The organism is Candidatus Protochlamydia phocaeensis, assembly GCF_001545115.1.
GTDB lineage: Bacteria > Chlamydiota > Chlamydiia > Chlamydiales > Parachlamydiaceae > Protochlamydia_A > Protochlamydia_A phocaeensis.
The window spans coordinates 1-19138 of record NZ_FCNU01000032.1 but is presented as its reverse complement, the minus strand read 5'-3'; the positions used below and the strand labels follow the sequence as shown (position 1 = coordinate 19138).

18 protein-coding genes are annotated in these 19138 nt (G+C 43.0%); 13 read left to right on the top strand and 5 right to left on the bottom strand.

The features are described 5' to 3' along the window. Nucleotides 1-76: 76 nt before the first annotated feature. From BN3769_RS14835 to mgtE, 7 genes are read left to right on the top strand one after another with little or no spacing between them, the layout of a single operon-like run. Nucleotides 77-166, top strand: a complete 90-nt coding sequence (locus tag BN3769_RS14835) for a potassium-transporting ATPase subunit F (RefSeq protein WP_154017916.1) — start codon at nucleotides 77-79, stop codon at nucleotides 164-166. Between the two features lie 18 nt (nucleotides 167-184). Further along, on the top strand, nucleotides 185-1867 hold the full coding sequence (kdpA, locus tag BN3769_RS12620) for a potassium-transporting ATPase subunit KdpA (protein ID WP_068471159.1): 1683 nt from the start codon (nucleotides 185-187) through the stop codon (nucleotides 1865-1867). 15 nt (nucleotides 1868-1882) lie between these two features. Further along, complete coding sequence (gene kdpB, locus BN3769_RS12615) at nucleotides 1883-3958, top strand: potassium-transporting ATPase subunit KdpB (RefSeq protein ID WP_068471157.1); 2076 nt, start codon at nucleotides 1883-1885, stop codon at nucleotides 3956-3958. Next, nucleotides 3958-4503, top strand: coding sequence for a potassium-transporting ATPase subunit KdpC (kdpC, locus tag BN3769_RS12610; protein WP_068471155.1), 546 nt, complete (start codon nucleotides 3958-3960; stop codon nucleotides 4501-4503). The genes kdpB and kdpC overlap by 1 nt, the downstream gene beginning before the upstream one ends. Continuing rightward, nucleotides 4490-7123: an ATP-binding protein gene (locus BN3769_RS12605; RefSeq protein ID WP_068471153.1), complete on the top strand. Its 2634-nt coding sequence runs from the start codon at nucleotides 4490-4492 to the stop codon at nucleotides 7121-7123. Before kdpC ends, BN3769_RS12605 begins: the two co-directional genes overlap by 14 nt. 9 nt (nucleotides 7124-7132) lie before the next feature. Continuing rightward, nucleotides 7133-8401 (top strand): TorF family putative porin, encoded by a 1269-nt coding sequence (locus tag BN3769_RS12600; protein ID WP_068471151.1) that lies wholly within the window; start codon nucleotides 7133-7135, stop codon nucleotides 8399-8401. Further along, nucleotides 8402-9778, top strand: coding sequence for a magnesium transporter (gene mgtE / locus BN3769_RS12595; RefSeq protein ID WP_068471149.1), 1377 nt, complete (start codon nucleotides 8402-8404; stop codon nucleotides 9776-9778). A 10-nt stretch (nucleotides 9779-9788) separates the two neighbouring features. Here mgtE and BN3769_RS12590 read toward each other — a convergent pair whose 3' ends face one another. The 3 genes from BN3769_RS12590 to BN3769_RS12580 all read right to left on the bottom strand — a co-directional run bounded on the left by BN3769_RS12590 (nucleotide 9789) and on the right by BN3769_RS12580 (nucleotide 12430). Continuing rightward, complete coding sequence (locus tag BN3769_RS12590) at nucleotides 9789-11054, bottom strand: hypothetical protein (RefSeq protein ID WP_068471147.1); 1266 nt, start codon at nucleotides 11052-11054, stop codon at nucleotides 9789-9791. 221 nt (nucleotides 11055-11275) lie between these two features. Further along, complete coding sequence (locus BN3769_RS12585; RefSeq protein WP_068471145.1) at nucleotides 11276-11596, bottom strand: hypothetical protein; 321 nt, start codon at nucleotides 11594-11596, stop codon at nucleotides 11276-11278. 243 nt (nucleotides 11597-11839) lie between these two features. Then, nucleotides 11840-12430 (bottom strand): thioredoxin family protein, encoded by a 591-nt coding sequence (locus tag BN3769_RS12580; protein ID WP_068471143.1) that lies wholly within the window; start codon nucleotides 12428-12430, stop codon nucleotides 11840-11842. Nucleotides 12431-12773: 343 nt separating this feature from the next. Here BN3769_RS12580 and BN3769_RS12575 point away from each other — a divergent pair, with 343 nt between their 5' ends. From BN3769_RS12575 to BN3769_RS12565, 3 genes are all read left to right on the top strand, one after another. Further along, nucleotides 12774-13412, top strand: coding sequence for a D-sedoheptulose-7-phosphate isomerase (locus BN3769_RS12575; RefSeq protein WP_068471141.1), 639 nt, complete (start codon nucleotides 12774-12776; stop codon nucleotides 13410-13412). Nucleotides 13413-13635: 223 nt separating this feature from the next. Then, nucleotides 13636-14739 (top strand): tetraacyldisaccharide 4'-kinase, encoded by a 1104-nt coding sequence (gene lpxK / locus BN3769_RS12570; protein ID WP_068471138.1) that lies wholly within the window; start codon nucleotides 13636-13638, stop codon nucleotides 14737-14739. A 230-nt stretch (nucleotides 14740-14969) separates the two neighbouring features. Beyond that, entirely contained in the window at nucleotides 14970-16202 is a 1233-nt protein-coding gene (locus BN3769_RS12565) for a dicarboxylate/amino acid:cation symporter (RefSeq protein WP_068471137.1), read from the top strand. A 330-nt stretch (nucleotides 16203-16532) separates the two neighbouring features. Here the strand turns inward: BN3769_RS12565 and BN3769_RS12560 are convergent, their stop codons facing one another. Beyond that, on the bottom strand, nucleotides 16533-16895 hold the full coding sequence (locus BN3769_RS12560) for a hypothetical protein (protein WP_068471135.1): 363 nt from the start codon (nucleotides 16893-16895) through the stop codon (nucleotides 16533-16535). 137 nt (nucleotides 16896-17032) lie between these two features. Between BN3769_RS12560 and BN3769_RS12555 the strand changes: the two genes are divergently transcribed. After that, the gene (locus tag BN3769_RS12555; protein ID WP_068471133.1) at nucleotides 17033-17869 is read left to right on the top strand and encodes a hypothetical protein; all 837 of its coding nucleotides are present in this window, start codon (nucleotides 17033-17035) and stop codon (nucleotides 17867-17869) included. A 182-nt stretch (nucleotides 17870-18051) separates the two neighbouring features. Here BN3769_RS12555 and BN3769_RS12550 read toward each other — a convergent pair whose 3' ends face one another. Continuing rightward, on the bottom strand, nucleotides 18052-18384 hold the full coding sequence (locus BN3769_RS12550; RefSeq protein WP_068471131.1) for an SEL1-like repeat protein: 333 nt from the start codon (nucleotides 18382-18384) through the stop codon (nucleotides 18052-18054). A gap of 102 nt (nucleotides 18385-18486) precedes the next feature. Here BN3769_RS12550 and BN3769_RS12545 point away from each other — a divergent pair, with 102 nt between their 5' ends. After that, nucleotides 18487-18753, top strand: a complete 267-nt coding sequence (locus tag BN3769_RS12545; protein ID WP_068471129.1) for a transposase — start codon at nucleotides 18487-18489, stop codon at nucleotides 18751-18753. A 32-nt stretch (nucleotides 18754-18785) separates the two neighbouring features. Further along, nucleotides 18786-19022 (top strand): IS3 family transposase, encoded by a 237-nt coding sequence (locus tag BN3769_RS15315; protein WP_079989353.1) that lies wholly within the window; start codon nucleotides 18786-18788, stop codon nucleotides 19020-19022. The last annotated feature ends 116 nt before the right edge of the window (nucleotides 19023-19138 follow it).

The following is a 19138-nucleotide window of genomic DNA, read 5'->3' as shown; positions in this document are numbered from 1 at the left end:
GCCAATTATTCCCAACTATTTACATAAAAAATATTTGAATGTATGGTGGACTTTCCATTCTCATCTAGGGGAAATCATGCAAAGCGAATTTATCTGGGGAGGAATCCTCTCTATCTTTCTGCTCATTTATTTGATTCATACGATTCTACATCCAGAAAAATATTAATTTAATGGGAAGACAATAATGGAAAATGGACTTCAGTTGGGGCTATTCATCCTGCTGCTTTTTTTGGCAGTTCCTTTTCTTGGGCGTTATATGGCCGGGGTATTTAAAGACCATCCCAAATCAATCCCTTTATTGAGCGGTTTGGAAAAATGGACATACCGCATCTGTCATATTGATCCTATTCAAGAAATGACCTGGAAAGAATATGCCATAGCTCTGCTCTATTTTAATTTAGCGGGATTAGCCTGTCTTTTTTTACTCCAGCTTTTGCAGGGGTGGCTGCCCTTGAATCCTCAAGGATTTCCGGGCGTAGAGCCGGCATTGGCCTTCAATACTGCCGCTAGTTTTGTCACCAATACCAACTGGCAAGCCTATGGAGGGGAAAATACCCTAAGCTATTTAACGCAAATGATGGGGCTTACGGTGCAAAATTTTGTCAGTGCAGCGACGGGCAATGCGGTTCTGCTTGCATTGATCAGAGGCATTCACAGAAAATCGGCACACACGATTGGCAATTTTTGGGTCGACTTGACCCGTACAGTCGTTTATTTGCTTCTTCCTTTTTGCTTGATCTTTGCCTTTGTTTTAGTCGGCCAAGGCGTCATCCAAAACTTACAGGCTTATGTTGAAGCTAAAACGCTATCGGGAGCAACTCAAACGATTCCCATGGGACCTGCCGCTTCGCAAATTGCCATTAAACAATTGGGAACAAACGGAGGAGGATTTTTCAATGCCAATAGCGCCCATCCATTTGAGAACCCCACGCCATTGTCCAACTTCTTGGAAACCTTTGCCATTATTTTGATTCCAGCAGCGGCAACCTACATGTATGGCCTTCTTATTCAATCCAAAAGACAAGGCTGGGTGATTTTCAGCGTCATGTTTCTGCTATGGGTTGGCGGACTTGCCATCGCCTTGGCTTCCGAGCATGTGGCTAATCCGGTTCTTGGAGCGAATCCCGTTTTGGAAGGCAAAGAAACGCGTTTCGGAACGGTTAATAGTGTTTTATGGGCCATTACGACAACAGGAACATCAAATGGATCTGTCGATAGCATGCATTCCAGCCTGTCTCCTTTAGCGGGCGGCGTGGCGATGTTTAATATCATGATCGGCGAGGTCGTTTTTGGCGGAATTGGAGTTGGACTATGCGGCATGCTTATGTTTGTCCTCTTAACCGTTTTCTTAGCCGGCCTCATGGTAGGAAGAACGCCGGAGTATTTGGGCAAGAAAATCGAGAAGACGGAGATGCAATGGGTCATGCTCGCCATCTTATCTCCTTGCGCACTGATTCTTCTAGGAGCTGGAGTGGCAAGCGTATTGCCGACTGCACTGGAAAGCTTAGGTAATGCAGGGCCGCATGGACTCTCTGAAATTCTCTATGCTTTTTCGTCGGCGGCGGGTAACAATGGCAGTGCTTTTGCAGGGCTAAATGCAAACACCTATTTCTATAACCTTGTTTTAGGCGCCATCATGATCCTTGCCCGCTTGGCCATCTTAGTGCCTAGTTTGGCCATAGCCGGCAGTCTGGCACAAAAACATCCTTTAGCCCCTTCTCTTGGAACATTTGCAACTGATAAGCCTTTATTTGGCATTCTATTGCTTAGTGTCATTTTCATTGTAGCGGCTTTGACGTTCTTTCCGGCCCTTTCCCTAGGACCAATTGTAGAGCAAATTCTCATGCTGCGCGGCCAAGCGTTTTAACGAAAGAGGACTTCCATGCAACATAAAAGAAAAGGCATTCTCCGAACCGAATTAGTTCTTGAGGCTTTAAAAGACTCTTTTATCAAATTGAATCCGCAAACGCAATTTCACAATCCCGTTATGTTTGTGACTTATTTAGGAGCGATTGCCACAACTCTTTTAACTTTTTTCAGTCCTTCCAGCTTCAATATTCAGATTTCCCTTTGGCTGTGGTTTACGGTTTTATTTGCCAATTTTGCAAGCGCCATTGCTGAAAGCCGTGGGAAAGCCCAAGCAGCAAGCTTGCGAAAAACACAGCAAGAAGCCTATGCCAAAAAATTGGTTAATGGAAAAGAAATTTCCATTTCGGCATTGGATTTAAAGAAAGGGGACCGCATTGTTTGCGAAGTGGGGGATATCATCCCTGCAGACGGAGATGTCATTGAAGGTATTGCTACAGTGGATGAATCGGCTATAACGGGAGAGTCTGCGCCTGTCATCCGCGAAAGCGGAGGGGATCGCAGTGCTGTGACGGCGGGAACGCGCATTGTCAGCGACCGCATCGTCATCGAAATCACATCCGAGCGCGGACATAGCTTCTTGGATCGCATGATCGGCTTGATTGAAGGGGCCAAAAGACAAAAGACGCCGAACGAAATTGCCTTGAATATAGTGCTTTCCGCCTTAACGCTTATTTTCTTGCTCACTGTGATGTCTCTCAAGCCTTTTGCCGATTACAGTGGCCAGGCGGCCCATCAAGACTTATCCGGTCTTGTCACGCTTCCGGTCCTTATTGCGCTTCTGGTTTGCCTGATTCCCACTACTATTAGCGCTTTGCTTAGTGCCATTGGCATTGCCGGAATGGATCGCTTGATCCAACGCAATGTCATTGCCAAGAGCGGTCGATCGGTTGAAGCAGCGGGAGACATCGATTTGCTCATCTTAGATAAAACCGGCACAATTACGCTTGGCAACCGCATGGCCACGGAGTTTTTGCCGGTGCCCAATATGGATGAAAAAGAGTTTGCCCAAATTGCTCAGTTGGCTTCTTTGTCTGATGAAACGCCGGAAGGACGCTCGATTGTCGTTTTGGCCAAAAATAAGTTTAACTTGCGAGCAGAAACATTGCATCCGGCCTCTACACGCTTTGTCCCTTTTTCTGCTCAAACTAGAATGAGTGGAATGGATTTTCTGGATGAACAGGGAAATCCCGTTCGCATGATTCGCAAAGGGGCTGCTGACGCTATTCAAAAACATGTCCAAAGTTTAGGCGGCGCATTTCCGCAGCAATTATATACCGCAATCGAGCCTATTTCCAATAAAGGGGGGACTCCTCTACTTGTTTCCGATGGCAACCGTGTCGTGGGCATCATTCACTTGAAGGATATCATCAAGGGAGGAATCAAAGAACGCTTTATGGAAATGCGCAAAGTGGGAATTAAAACGCTTATGGTTACAGGGGACAATCCCTTAACCGCTGGCGCCATTGCGGCGGAAGCGGGAGTGGACGATTTTGTTGCGCAAGCGACTCCTGAAATGAAGCTTGCCCGCATCCGTGAAGAACAAAGAAAGGGGCACTTGATTGCCATGACGGGAGACGGGACAAATGATGCCCCCGCTCTTGCCCAAGCAGATGTCGGAGTGGCGATGAATACGGGAACGCAGGCTTCTCGAGAAGCAGGCAATATGGTGGATTTAGATAGCAATCCCACTAAATTGCTGGATATCGTTGAAATTGGCAAACAGCTTTTGATGACAAGGGGTGCCTTGACGACGTTTAGCATTGCCAACGACGTGGCCAAATATTTTGCCATCATTCCTGCCCTTTTTGGGACGCTTTATGCGGTTTCGGGGCAAAAGGGGCCGTTAAATCATTTGAATATCATGGGATTGGCTTCTCCCGAGAGCGCCATTTTAAGCGCTGTCATTTTTAATGCCCTCATCATTGTGGTGCTCATCCCTCTGGCTTTGCGCGGGATTCCTTACCGGCCGCAGCCGGCCTCTCAAATTTTACGGCACAATTTGCTCATTTATGGTGTGGGAGGAGTAGTTGCTCCGTTTATTGGAATCAAGCTCATCGATCTTTTGATGACTTCAATAGGACTAATCTAATGAATGCCTTTAAAACAGCTCTTAAACTCTTCATTTGGATGACGGTGCTACTGGGCCTTGTTTACCCGCTTTTTGTTACGCTGGTCGTACAGCTGATCATGCCAGGTCTGGCCAATGGAAGCTTGGTCAAGCAAGGCAATCAGATCATAGGCTCTCGTTTAATTGCCCAACAGATGGCACAAGACCGTTATTTTTGGCCGCGCCCATCCGCAATTGATTATGATGCCATGAAGCCATCGGGTGGAAGTAATTTGGGGCCAACTAGCCAAAAACTCAAAGAAGCGGTTGAAGAAAGAAAGAGAAAATTCGGACAGGATACGCCCTCCGAACTTCTGTACGCTTCGGGAAGCGGGCTTGACCCTCATATTAGTTTGCAGACTGCTTATTATCAAATACCCAGGGTGGCTAAAGCGCGTTCAATTTCTGAAAGCGAATTAAAAAAACTCGTCGATTCATTGACGGAAGGGCGCCAGCTCGGTCTATTCGGCCCGCGTTACGTCAACGTTTTACTTCTCAATCAGGCTTTAGACAATGAACGAAGATGAGGACAAACCCAATCCGGATGAGCTCTTAAAAGCCATTCAAAAAGAGGAGGAGCAAAAGAACTTAGGTCAACTCAAAATCTTTTTTGGAATGGCAGCCGGAGTCGGCAAGACTTATGCCATGTTGGAAGCCGCCCAACAAAAATTAAAAGAGGGGAATCGAGTTGTCATTGGCGTTATCAATACGCATGGAAGAAAGGAGACGGAGGCTTTATTACAAGGGCTTCCTCTCATTCCCGAGAAATGGGTGAAGTATAAAGAAACCGTTTTTGAAGAAATGGATTTAGAGACCATTCTGCGCTCTAGGCCCGATCTGGTTTTAGTTGACGAACTGGCGCATACCAATGTTCCCGGTTCCAAGCACTCCAAGCGCTGGCAAGATGTCATTGAAATTTTGGATGCCGGCATCAATGTTTACACGACTTTAAATGTTCAGCATATAGAGAGTCGAAAAGATCTGGTAGAAAGTTTGACCGGTATTCAAGTGCGCGAAACAGTTCCGGATCTTATCTTAGAAAGGGCCAGTTCGATTGAATTGATCGATCTTCCTCCTCCAGATCTTCTCAGACGGTTAAACGAAGGAAAAGTCTATTTAGGCGATCAATCGAAGCGAGCGGCAGAAAATTTCTTCAAAGAAGAGAATTTAATGGCTCTTCGCGAAATTGCGCTCCGCTTTACAGCGGAAAAAGTCGATCACGATTTGCATGGCATTCTTCAAGGGAAGGGATGGAAAACGCGGGAGCGGCTCATGGTGGCAATCAGCTCCAGCCCTTCATCGGAAGGACTTATCCGTGCAGCAAGGCGCCTGGCATTCGAATTGGATGCGCCCTGGATTGCTGTTTATGTCGATATGGGGCAGACGTTAAGCGATCAAGATCAAATTAGATTGAACAGGCATCTTAATTTAGCGCGCGAACTCGGCGCCGAAGTCATTACCACGCATGATTTAGATGTAGCGGCCGCTTTGCAAAGAATTGCGGGCCAAAGAGATATTACGCGAATTGTCATTGGGCGGCCGCCTGCAAAAAAAGGATTCTTTGCCAATCTCTTCCAAGGCAGTTTTATTGATCGGTTGGAAAATGAAAATAAACAGATCGATCTTGTCATTATGAGGCAGGATAAGCTGACTCATATTTACCAACGCTCCTTTTCCCAAATCTATCAATTCTCGGGTTCCTTGAAAGCGTATGGATTAGTGTTGGCATTTGGGGCTGTATCCACTCTGATTGGATTGCTTGTGAGTCCGCTAATTGGTTATAAATTAGTGGGATTTATATTCTTATTCAGTCTTTTAATCTTGAGCTTCTTTGTTGGAAGGGGGCCTATTTTTTTGGCGGCTGTTTTAAGCGCGATCTGCTGGGACTTGCTCTTTATTCCTCCTATTTTCACTCCATGGATTTTCGATACGGAAGATGCGGCGTTATTGGTTTCTTATTTTTTTATAGCGGCCGTCTTGGGAACTATTACCAGTCGCATGCGTGAACAAGAGCAATTTTTGAGCAAGCGCGAAGAAACCATGGAACGGCTTTACGAGATTGAGCGCGAAATTGCCAATGCCACCAATGTTCAGTATTTGCGCTTAAATGTGGCTTCTCACTTAGAGCACCACTTTCCGGGAAAATTCGATATTTTAATTAAAAGTCCGGATAATCAATTAATCTTTGACAGTCAATTGCCTCTTTTAAATACAGAAAAGGAAAAAGTGGCTGCCATTTGGGTTTTTCAAAATGGCAAAATCGGAGGATGGTCGACAGATACGCTTCCTTCTTCGGCTGGAATGTATTTCCCTATTAAATTTTTCAAAGCAACCGTTGGGGTATTGGTCTACTTTCCAAGCAGAGAGCGCCCCCTTTCAACCGACGAGATCAATTTCCTCCAAACAGTGGCTCAGCAGCTAGGTATTTATTTAGAGCGTTCTATTTTTGAAGAGCGCGTGCGGCGGCAAGACTATAGCAGGCAGATCGAGCGGATGCATCAATCTATTTTCCACTCGGTAAACCGCAGTTTTTATTTCCCGCTAGAAGGGATTTTAAAAATCAACCAACAAATCCAGCAGGACAGCGCTGATCCGCATATTCGCTTGCTGGCTCGTCAAATGGAGCAATTTATTTTTAATTTCAAGCTGACCCTTGATAATGTCATTACCGTCTCCGAATTGGAATCAGGCTTTGTGCATTTTGAGCGCAAACCAAATTCGATTAAAGATTTAGTAGATAAAAGCCTTGGCGATGTCAAGCCCTTCATGAACGGCCATCCAATCGAAGTGCAAATTCCTTCCGAGACACTTTTTTTGCCGTTTGACTTTAATTTGCTGAGACTCGCTTTAAAAAATTTGATTTTAAATGCTTTGGAATATTCAGAGCCTTCTGCTCCCATCTGTATTAACCTTGAGGTTAGCGAGAGCAGCTTTCGGCTGTCTGTTCTCGATGAAGGGCCGGGTATTCCAGAAGCTATTTTGCCCCTCATCTTCAATAAATTTTATCAAGCTTCGGAGAGCGCAAAGGGGCTTGGGCTGGGCCTTGCCATTGTAAAAGCCGTTGTGGATATTCATCAGGGGAAAATTGAGGTTAAAAACCGGGAAATTAAAGGAACCGAGTTTTCCCTTATTTTACCTATTTCCTAGGAGAAAAAAATGAAAAGATATGCGGTGTTAGCTTTGCTTTGCATCTGCAGAGGGGAACCGGTTCAATCCAGCCAAGATAATTATTCTTTCTATTCCTATCCGGAGCAGAGCAATCCCTATTATTCCGATCCAAGCAGCCAAGGCAATCCCTATTATCCCGAACAACAAGGGGGAAATCCGTATTATACCGACTATGCCGAAGAGGCAGCCCGAGCAAATAGCAATACCAGCAATCAAGATAAGAAATCGACTCCTTCTAAAGAGGCCAGCAAGCCGAATGCCGTTAGGTATGGAAATGGCCAGCTAGCCGATCAAGAAAAGAAGTCGACTCCCTCCCAAGATGCCGCTCAAGAGAGCGAGAAAGCTGATCAGCAAGATACTAATCAGCAGAAAGAATCAGGCAAGGAAGAGGATGGGGATAAAAACGAGCAAAAGGCAGAGTCCAAGAAGGACAAAAACAATAAGAAAGAAGATAAGAAGGAAGAAGAAAAGCCTAAGTCTCCTCATACCTTTACGGCAAATGTCAGTTTAGTATCAGATTATCGATTTCGCGGTATTTCCCAGACGATGCGCCGGCCTGCCATTCAAGGAGGCTTTGATTATTCTCATGCAGGCGGCGGCTATTTAGGGACGTGGGCTTCAAATGTGGATGGCACAACCAATTTTTATAATAATACAAGCATGGAATGGGATTTCTATGGCGGTTACAAAGGCAAAATGTTTCCTTGCCGGATTCCCGATTTAGCTTTCAACGTTGGCTTGATCTACTATTATTATCCTGGTGGCAAAACGTTTTCTGCTGATAGCGTGCATTATAATACCGGAGAGCTGTATGTTGAATTGACCTATAAGTGGATCAGTGTGAAATATTGGCAGGCATTGACGAATTATTTTGGCATTTGTTCGGATAATCCTCCTTTCAATTGGAAAAAAAATCATGCTAGCCGGCCAAATGGAAGCTCGCGGGGATCCAATTATATTGAAGCTAACTTAACTTTTAATTTATTGGAGAAAGTCTGCTACCCCTATCTGGAGGGCGGAAAGCTCTTTTTATTGGTTCATGTGGGGCATCAAACAGTTAGAAATTATGAACAGTTAAGCTATACCGATTGGAGAGCCACTCTGACCCAAGAATTTGCTTGGCTCAATGTCTTTATCTCTTATGTCGGTACCAATGCTAGGCATGCTTATTTTGATGTTCCCGACCATTCTTATCACCCTAAAAAGCGCCATTTAGGAGCACAAGAGGTTATTGTGGGAGCGATTCGAACATTTTAAATGAAAAACTCTCTTTATCCTTCTATCAATAGTTTAATTAAAGAGAGAGATAGCGAAGCACTAACGGAAGCGCTTAATTCTCTTTCTCCTTTTGAATTGGCCGAGATTATTTCAAATAAATCCGAAAGTGATCAATCCTTTCTATTTAGTTTTCTTTCACCGGCTTTGGCTGTACAGACATTCGATTTCTTGCCTCTGCATGTGCAAAGACATTTAGTGTCGGTTTTGCCTGCCATGCAAGTCATTGCCCTATTAAAATCGCTCTCTCCGGATGATCGCACCAGTTTTTTGCAGAGTCTTCCTAAACTTGCAGCCGATGAATGGATCAAACTTTTGCCCTATGATGAGCGTATCCTTGCGATGACCCTACTTGGTTATCCGCCAGGAAGCGTCGGACGTCTGATGACTCCTGATTTTCTTTCCGTTAGAATGGATTGGACGATTGAAAGGGTGCTTGATTATATTCAGGCGTATGGGCATGACAGTGAAACAATTGATATTATTTATGTGGTTGATGAAAAGGAAAAACTGCTAGACGATATCAAGTTGAAAAATTTCTTGTTTGTTCCTCGGCATTATCAAGTTCAACAAATAGCAAACAATCAATTTATTGCTTTATTGGTTGATGATAGTGAAGAGAAGGCGATCCAGGTTTTTAGGCGGCATCATCGTCATGCACTTCCCGTCATTAATAAAGAGGGCGTTTTGCTCGGCATAGTCACTATCGATGATATTTTAAGGCTATCTAATCAAGAAGCCACAAAAGATATTCAAAAAATCGGAGGAATGGAGGCGTTGGACGAACCCTATATGCAGGCTCCTTTTTTAGATTTGATGAAGAAACGGGCCGGCTGGCTTGTCATCCTCTTCCTGGGAGAAATGTTTACAGCGACAGCTATGGGGTATTTTGAAGATGAACTTTCTAAAGCCGTTGTCTTAGCTCTTTTTTTACCGCTCATTATTTCAAGTGGAGGCAATGCGGGCTCGCAAGCCTCTACCCTCGTGATTCGGGCCATGGCCCTTAGAGAAGTTCTTCTAAGTGATTGGTGGAAAGTGGCTAGACGTGAGATCTTGTCCGGTCTTTTTCTTGGCGCTGTTTTAGGTGCGATTGGTTGTATTAGAGTGGTGATTTGGAGCTTAATGTTTAATACTTATGGAATTCATTGGCCTTTGATCGCAATTACAATAGGCTTTTCTTTGATTGGCGTGGTTTTATGGGGAACCTTAGCAGGTTCAATGCTGCCTTTAATTTTAAGGCGGGCAGGAGCAGATCCTGCCACATCCTCAGCTCCCTTTATAGCAACCATTGTTGATGTCACAGGCATCATCATCTACTTCTTAATTGCTCTTATGGTCTTAAAAGGCACTCTCCTATAAAGAGCTTAGTTTACCCTACAGGGCCCGGATTGAACGTATCGGGCGGCAGGGGAGGAAGTGAGCCTGCATCTTCTATGTCGGGAATGGCGGGGATGGCGCGTACGACTTGCTCTAGCGCTTCAAACTCGGATAGGACGCGGTCGATTTCCTGCAAAATGACGGGGGTATCCGGATGGCGGGCCATTTTTTCAGTTTGAAACAAGGCTTTGAGATCGTGGAAAGGATGGGTTAAAACTTGGAAGCTGGTATTTTTGTCTTTTTTGAATGTTGCCTTGGCAATCGCATCCAGGCCATTGATGATTGCTTGAAAAGGCTCCTGTAATTCGGCGTAGGTAATATCAATTTCGGTTAAAATAGTCCGGGCGATCTCCAGGAGCGTGCTTGTAGTTAGATCGGCAACTTCTCCAAAATGATGCTGCTGGGCTTTAAGGCCGAACTTGCTTAGGAAGTGAGTGGGGAAGCTCACCATGGACAAGTCGTATTTGGCGCTATAGACAATGATTTTCCCCATGACCATGACCATTTGCCGGCAGACGGTCTCTATGCGCAACTGAAGGGCACGGTCATTGATAAGCTCGAGGCGCTGAAGCAAATAAAAAATGGTATAGCTGGCTTCATCCCTTCCCGTTTCTTTTTCGACTTTTTTATCAATATTGATGCGGCTAATGCTTTTAGAGGAGGCAAAGAAAGCATGAATAATTGGCGGGAAAGCCTGCAGAGTCTGTGTGCTTAGTGCGATCTTGCTCTTTTCCAGTGCCCGCAAAGCAACCTCTGATACGTTGTCTATCGATTTCCATAATTCATCATCTTTCTCATTCTGGATGGCCCTTTTCGCTTCATGGGTAAATTGATTGACCAAATAAAAAGGATTAAGAAAGTGAAGCATGCTTCGCCAGCTATTTTTCAATAGATCCAATCCCACTCCGAAAGCGATGATCCAAAAGAGAAAAATCCATGGTTTATAAGGCATTTCAGGAATCAGCAAAAGAAAAGCGATGAAATAAGACATTAAAGGGAAAAGAAAAAGCAGCACGCGGCCGATACGCAAAGAGGTGTCGCGACGGAAAAGTTCCATTAAATTGGGAATAAGCTTTTGCTCCAGCTGTTCTAAAGGAAATAGAATCAAGCTATTCAATAGAATTGCTAAAAGAAATTGAAGCGATCCCCCTACAGCGGCCAAGACAGCCATTCCAGTTAAGGGAAGGGTAATAGGAGTGTGATTAAAATAAAAAGCGGTTAAGGCAGCTAAAAGAACGGCAAGTAGCGTAATGATCATAGCATCGTTTCCTTGATTTTAAACCAACAAAAGGAGTGGGCTGCAAACCCAGCGGCTTTCAGTTAGAAGCCGTATAGCTTGAACATTAGAGAACAGCGATTTTCTACACAACGGAATTGAAAATAGATAACAAGATAACGCAGAAACCGGATTTTATTTGGAACCGAGATGAAAGGGAACATTAAAAGAGGAGAAAGACGCTCTTTCCCCTCGGAATAAGATTAATAGCCCCAATAAGAGTATTGAGGATGAACATAGACAGCGGATGGGCGTTCTATGAGAATTTCTTCCCTATAAGGATAATAAATACGCTCTGCATAGTAAGGCGTATAAGGTTTAACAACCGTGACACGCTCATAGTAAGCCGGGCGGCTGACATAATTATACTCATAAACACGCGGAGCTGGCAAAACTCCAAAATTTAAAGAAAAGGACGTTGATTTATAGGTGCGTTTATGATGCTTGGCGCTTAATTCAGGAGTAAACGCTCCCAATAACAGGAAGGCCAATAATAAAATAGACGAGAATTTGAATAATCTCATATTCACCTCATTGCGGTAATTAATAACCAAGCCTCTATTTTATTCTAACTGCTAATATTCCTCAATTATAAAAAGGTATAGAATGTTGATAAACAAAGATTTATAAATAAATTTAATCTATGGATAGTCCATCAACCTGAGAGTGGCGTTTTGGCCTTTAGACTGAGGTGAGAGCTCTTGCCATGTGCTCATCGCCGAGGCTTTGGCGTAGCCGAAAGAATAAAAAACGCCAAATGCAGGTTATTAGACCAAATCGCATGCTTCCGGGGGCATCCAATGCTTATCTTTGCCTTCCCATTTAATGTTGCATCCAATGGGATTTGTTAGGGGGGTCCGCACTTGTTTGCCTTGGAAATAGTCTTCCAGAGCATTTTCCAAATCGTTAACGGTCATTTTTGAAGGATCCTTAGGAGAGTCGATTCCTCGTCCGGTATAGATGAGATGATGCTTGTCATCAAATACAAAAAAATGCGGAGTGCGCAGCGCTCCATATTGTTTGGCGACTTCTTGTTTATCATCTCGAAGATAGATCCAGGGAAACTGGTATTTATTCATGCGCTCGACCATTTTATCAAAGGAATCTTCCGGATAGCTAGTTTCGCTATTTGAATTAATTCCAACAAAAACGGCGCCTTGGTCTTTATATTTCTCGGCTATTTGCTGGGTGATTTCATCTGATCCAATGACATACGGGCAATGGTTGCAAGTAAAAAAAATGACTAATACCTTGGCATTGGCAAAATTATTTAAGGCGTAATACTTGCCATCCGTTGCTTTGAGGCGGAAATTGGGAGGTGTCGATCCGAGAGGAAGGGTAAAGGGTTTATTCGCCATGATTTTACTCCTTGATTGATTCTGCGGTAAGAAAAGAAACTCGAAATTCCTTGCTTTTTACAAGAAGGTGGCTAAAAATATTAGCTAAGTGATTGATAAAAACCCGAGTTTTGACGTTTTTTGCTTTTTGACCCCGCCAACGCCTCGAATAGGAAGGATCAGCAGGCCTATATTAAATATAAATAGGATATGCTTATCAGTTTCCTCTATGAGCGCTTTCCCGTCAGTCCAAAAGCAAAAACCTAAAACTCAGGTTAAAAGAATATTTACTTCTTGTCACGTAATTCTAATGTCTTAATGAAGAGCTCATTATTCATCCCTTCTAATTTTAGCCAGAATTTTTATGCAAAATAATTTATTACAGGCAATTGATGATTGCATCCGGGCTGTTGAGCAGCTTAAATTGCCTTCTTCTCTTCTTTTTATGCAACAAGCGGCGGCCGTTTTGGCAGATTGCTTTCAAAAAGGAAATAAAGTCATTTTAGCGGGAAATGGGGGAAGCCTTTGCGATGCCGCGCATTTTGCTGAAGAATTGACGGGGTTTTTCCGCCAATCCCGCCGGGCGCTGCCTGCAATCGCCTTATCGGAACCTGGACATTTGACTTGTACGGCCAATGATCAGGGATTCGAATGGGTCTTTTCTCGCGGAGTAGAAGCGTATGGAAAACCCGGAGATGTCTTTATTGGATTGACGACGAGCGGAAATTCACCCAACATTATTAAAGCTTTTGAGCAAGCTCAACAGCAAGGGCTTAAAACTATTGCTTTCCTGGGAAAGGGAGGCGGCCGGTTAAAAGGCGTTGCTGATTTAGAATTGATTATTGAAGGCTTTGCGACTTCAGATCGTATTCAAGAAGCCCATATGGCAGCTATTCACTTAATTATTGAACTGGTTGAATTATTTTTGTTTTCTCAACCTCTCCCTTCTCATCCAGCAACGCTAGAGGACGTGGAGAAAATCTTAAAACCTCAAATGAGTTGAAGGATAAAAGCTCAAGTGTAAAATGGCTCTTGCCATTTGTTCTTGCTGCAAGCCTGATTCTACAGGTTCAACACAACTGAGAAGCCAAAGAACGGGCCAGGCGCTTCGTATACAAGTGCATTAAAAAATTATTAAAGAATGTAAAATAAGACCGCGAACGAAAAGGCGAAGCTTATCGTGAAGACATGTGCTTATAAAGTCTTGACATAAGCCAAGGCTAATTATGATTAAAAAGCTGGAAATTTATATTAAAGATATTGTTCGCGGAAAAAAACGAGGCATAGTGCCTGCGCTCATTAAGGGGCTTTTGCTTCCCTTAAGTTGGATTTATTGCTTAATTGCAGCCGGGCGCAATTGGTTATACGATCAGGGATGGATGCGCCATTATGTTCCGCCAGTTCCTCTCGTAATCAGCATTGGCAACATCGTGGCCGGAGGCACGGGTAAAACGCCTGTGACTCTACTCTTAGCAGGTGCATTTTATGAGCGTTTTACCTTGGCCATTTTATCTAGAGGCTACCGCTCCAAAGCGGAAAAGCTCGATATGCCTGTTTTGCTCTCTGAAGGCCAAGGGCCTATGTTTCCCGCTTCCTATTGCGGCGACGAACCTTATCTTTTCGCCCAGCGCTTTCCTAAATCTTTTGTCATTGTAGGGGGAGATCGTAAAAAGGCCGCTTTTTTAGCTGCTAAGGCGGGGGCTCAAGTGATCTTGCTAGATGACGCCTTGCAGCATCGGCGTTTAGCCAGGGACTTGGATATCATCGTTGTCGATGTAGGCGATCCCTTCGGCTTAGGCTACTTTCTTCCACGCGGGTTTCTGCGCGAAGATATCCGCTCTTTAGCGCGCGCGCATCTCATCATTTTAAATCACATCACTGATTCGGAACAGTTTAAAGCTGTAAAAAATCAATTAAAATCCTATACTATTGCACCAATGGTAGGAACGCAGGGGCGAGTCACGCGCATTAGGGACTTAAAAGGGCAAGATATCGGATCGCTAAAGGGACAGCCTGTGGGAATGTTTTGCGCAATTGCCCATCCGGAATATTTCAAGCGCACGCTTGAGAGAGAAGGCATGACGGTTGTGGCAGACTATTGCTTGCCCGATCATGATGAGATCAAAGAAAAAGAATTGGAAAACTTTGCCCTTAAAAGCCAAAAACAGGGGGCAGCCTGGATAATCTGTACGGAAAAAGACCGGGTTAAGTTAAAAGATCAATTGAATTTAGTCCTCCCAATTGCTTGGATCCAGATTGAGCTGGCTATCGTAGAAGGCCAAGAAGAATGGCAAGCTTTCTTAAGTAAAGCCGAAGCCAAGATCTCTTGAAAATTCTTAAACTCCCTCTTTGCCGATAACTGATGTGTTCCGAAAAAGCTGCATGAGCAGTTGAATGAGTGTGGAGCGAAGGGGATTAAAACCCCTAACAACTCAGGTTAATAACCTATTTTTAAGAAATCCTTAAAAGAATTAAATAAAATTTTTACATAAATTGAATAAAATATTTTAAATTGCAAATAATTTATTAATGTCAGCCAGGATGCTAGTGGAGAATATGCATGAAATTGTGGGCTAAAATTTTTATTGGTTTGCTCCTCGGAGCTTTGACGGGATTGATCCTGGGAGAAAAAGCCATCTATTTAAAACCCCTGGGAACAATTTTCTTAAATCTGATTAATATGATTATTGTTCTGCTTATTCTTTCTTCTATGGCAGTCGGCATTACCAATATTCATGATCCCAAAAAGCTCGGGCGTGTGGGAGCAAAAACAATAGGCATTTATTTAATGACAACGTTTGTTGCCATTTTCACGGGCATCCTATTGGCCAATCTCTTTGACTTGGGGCAAGGATTGCATTTACACGTGGAAAATATTCCACCGGCAAAAGCGCCTACATTAAGCGAAATTATCATCTCTATTATTCCTACCAATCCCATTGCCTCTATGGTAAATGGCAATATTCTTCAAGTCATCGTTTTTGCTGTTTTTTTGGGCATTGCCATTAATTTTTCTGGTGAGAGGGGAAAGCCTCTTTTGCATGTCTTAGAATCTTTGGCGGATGTCATGTATCGTTTGACTTCTTTGATTATGAGCTTTTCTCCCATTGGAGTGTTTGGCATCATGGCCTGGGTAACGGGAACATTCGGCTTGACTCTGTTGGTCCCTCTCTTCATTTTCTTAGGTGCCTATTACTTGGCTTGCCTCATCCATATGGTGGGGGTTTATTGCCTAGTCATGCTAAAAAGCGTTTCCAAACTGCAAGTGCGGCCCTTTTTAAAAGGAATGGGCGATGCGATTATGATGGCCTTCTCAACAGGTAGTAGCGCTGCAACCCTGCCTGTCGCCATGCATTGTGTGCAAGAAAATCTGGGCGTTTCCAAAAATATCTCCAGCTTTGTCCTACCTTTGGGCATTACAATGAATATGAATGGAACGGCCATTTTTCAAGCCATGAGCGCCGTCTTTGTGGCAAGAGCTTACGGCATTCCCCTTGATTTATCTAGCTATATTACCTTGACAATGACGGCGACGCTCTCGGCTATTGGAACAGCTGGTGTGCCCGGCAGCGGCTTTATCATGTTATCGGCTGTCTTAACATCTTTAGGCCTTCCTTTGGAAGGACTGGCGATTTTAGCCGGCATTGATCGCTTGAGAGACATGGCAACGACTGTCTTAAATATTTTGGGCGACGCAGCTGTGACTGTCTGTATTGCAAAACAAGAAGGAGAACTTGACGAGAGGCAATACTATCATAGCGAACTTGTTGAATTCAAAGACGGAACCGTCTGAGAGAGGTGAAAACCGCTAATGGCCGAGGTTCGAATTCTTTCCCCTAGGAGGCGCTAAATCCAACGCCCTCTTATGACAAGCAAATAAAGCTAAGGTCTATAACCTGCGCCATTCGCGTGGCTTACTTAGCAATTTCAAGAGAGTTTAGGGAAAATTAAAAATCTCATCACCTCGAATATAGGGATAATGATTTTAATTCCCTCTCTTGGAATGGAATAGTCTGCCATCCATGGAAGCCTTTATTAACCTTCTAAAAGTCAATTCTAGCTTTTTTTTAAAAACTGCCGTTATTCTTAATAAAATCTATGAATTCAACAGCTTCTAATCAGGCTAAACTCCTCGATGAGGATAAATAACAGAAAAAGCAACAGCCGTGGTAATAAAGACAAGCGGCGGCGTAATGGCACAGCCGATATAAACAAAAAGCGGAATGCCAGTTAGGCCTCCAATTAAAGGAACGGCACAAACAGTAGCCAGAATTTTAAAAGTTTGCCAAGACATGGCCGTAAAGGCTTTTAAAGCGATAATGCCAGCTAAAGTTCCCGCACCGGCAATTAAACAGAACTTGCGCTCCGATTGCGAAATGCGCGTACTATTGGGGACAAGTACCGGCCTCACTAGGCCAATTATATCCTGTGTATACTCACTAAAAACAGATTTTGTTTGATTATAAAAAACAAGTAATGAATTCATTATTATAAACCGATTAAATTGTGAAATCATATTTGTTTTTGATTTAATTATCAATGTTGATTTTTATTGTAAAATAATTATTTGTTGTTTATAATATCAATAAATTTTTTAATTGTTGTAATAATAAGGAATTTTATATGTCAAACGTTAGTCTTAATTCAACTTATCCTGTTGATCCTTCATCTTTTAATCAGCCTTTTCCTTTAATGACTTTAGCTGGGTATCAGAACATCTGGCAAGGCGAGATTCTTAAGCATTTATCTTTGCCAGATATTGCGAATTTAAAAGAGAGCTGTAAAACTTTTAATCAAACTATTGGAGTTAAGCATTATAATCCTGCTGATTTATCTCAAAAAATAGAAGTGGTTAACTCTCGCATCTGGAAATTGGGAAGACGAGTGCTTGTCTATGATGTTCACAAACAAAGGGATCCGGCAGAGATTGAGCGTTTTTTAAAGCTTAGTAGAACTCAAGAGTTTCTTGAGAAGCAACTTATCCCGCAATGGAGGCAAAATGGGGAGAGGCTTGCATTAGAATTGTTTGAGGGCTCTGTCTTAGAAGATATTTATGAATTAGACTATGCCAAGCATGATCGTTCTCAAGATGGCGAACTCGCCTTTATGCCATTTAATGAATTGGAAAGTATTGTCAAAACGAGGAATGCTGAAAGCGATTCTGATAAAAACCCGCCCTTTATTAAGGGGGAATGCAATGCACGTCCTTTTTTTAGTTTACTCATACAGAATACAGATAGTTGCTCTGCCATTACCATTTACGAGAACAAAGAGCCGGGAAATTGGTATGTAGACATTCAAACGCCTCAATTTATTGAAGGGCAAGTACCGGATGAAGTCTGGCATTCTCCCTTTATTGAAAAGGGAAAGATCACCAATCAAAAAATGTATGGGATGTTAAAAGCCTTATTTAGCGCTCACAATCCAACCAATCATATATCCCAATCAGCGAATCTTTAGTACGCAACTAATTAATAACCTAAGTTTGGAGTTCTCGTTCTTTCGACCGCGTCAAAAGAGCAAAAAAACTCCAAACTCGGGTTAATAGAAGAAGGGGGACTTGATTTGATAGAATAATTCAACCAATAACTGGTCAAGCTGAACTCTTATCAGATCTAGTCTAGATCAGCTCCTATTTAAAATTAGCTGGCTAATTCGATAATATCTAAACAAAAACCCGTTTCTGCGGATTGTTTATAGTGGAGCAAGGCATCTTCTACTGACCTTTCAGTACCGAAACCATATTCAAGAGCCAGAGCCATTTCATAATGACCTAAACTAACATCATGATCAGCAGCTCGCTTGAAATAATAATAAGCTTCTTTGAAGGCCTCATCGCTATTTGTAGTGCTCCCCATTTCATCTGCCTCAAGAACAAAGACTTCGAAATCATCATTTTCTGCTAATACGCTCGCATTCAAATGATCCGGCAGTGCCGTGAAAGTCTGCTGCATAAATTCAAGCAACCATGGCATGCTTACATCAAAAATTCTGCAAATTGGTCTGTTCCCGAAAATCTGGACCATTTTAAATGAGAAAAATTTTATGAATAAAGACATTTAAAATGGGAGATTGATATGAAAAAAAGTAAGTTTACAGATGAGCAAATTGCATTTGCCTTGAAACAAGCAGAAATGGGAACAGCCGTTTCTGAGATCTGTCGCAAGATGGGAATAGCGGAAGCCACATTTTATAAATGGAAAAGCAAATTTGGTGGATTGATGCCATCAGAAGTAAGACGGCTTAAACAGCTTGAAGAAGAAAACAGCCGTCTGAAAAGGCTGGTGGCGGATCTGACTTTAGATCGCCAGATTTTACAGGATGTTCTTTCAAAAAAGCTTTAAAGCCTGCTCGTCAGCGAGTTTTAGTCAGGCAAATTTGCTATAACTATAAACTAAGCGAAAGGAAGGCTTGCAAGGTTTTAAAGATTCATCGGTCTTCCTTTTACTATAAATCAGTTGCGCGAGACCAGGCTGTTTTGACGCTAAAAATTAAAGAAATTGCTTCAATACGAGTGAGATATGGCTACAGGCGTATTCATACGCTATTGCAAAGAGAGGGATGGAAGATCAATCATAAGCGGGTTTATAGATTATACAAAAATGAGGAATAAGATTCCCAAAAGAAGGGTCAGTCTTAAGACTCGTCTATTGCCGAACTTGGCAAGCTGCAAAAATGAGTGTTGGAGCATGGATTTTGTAGCCGATGAGCTATTTGATGGAAGCCGAA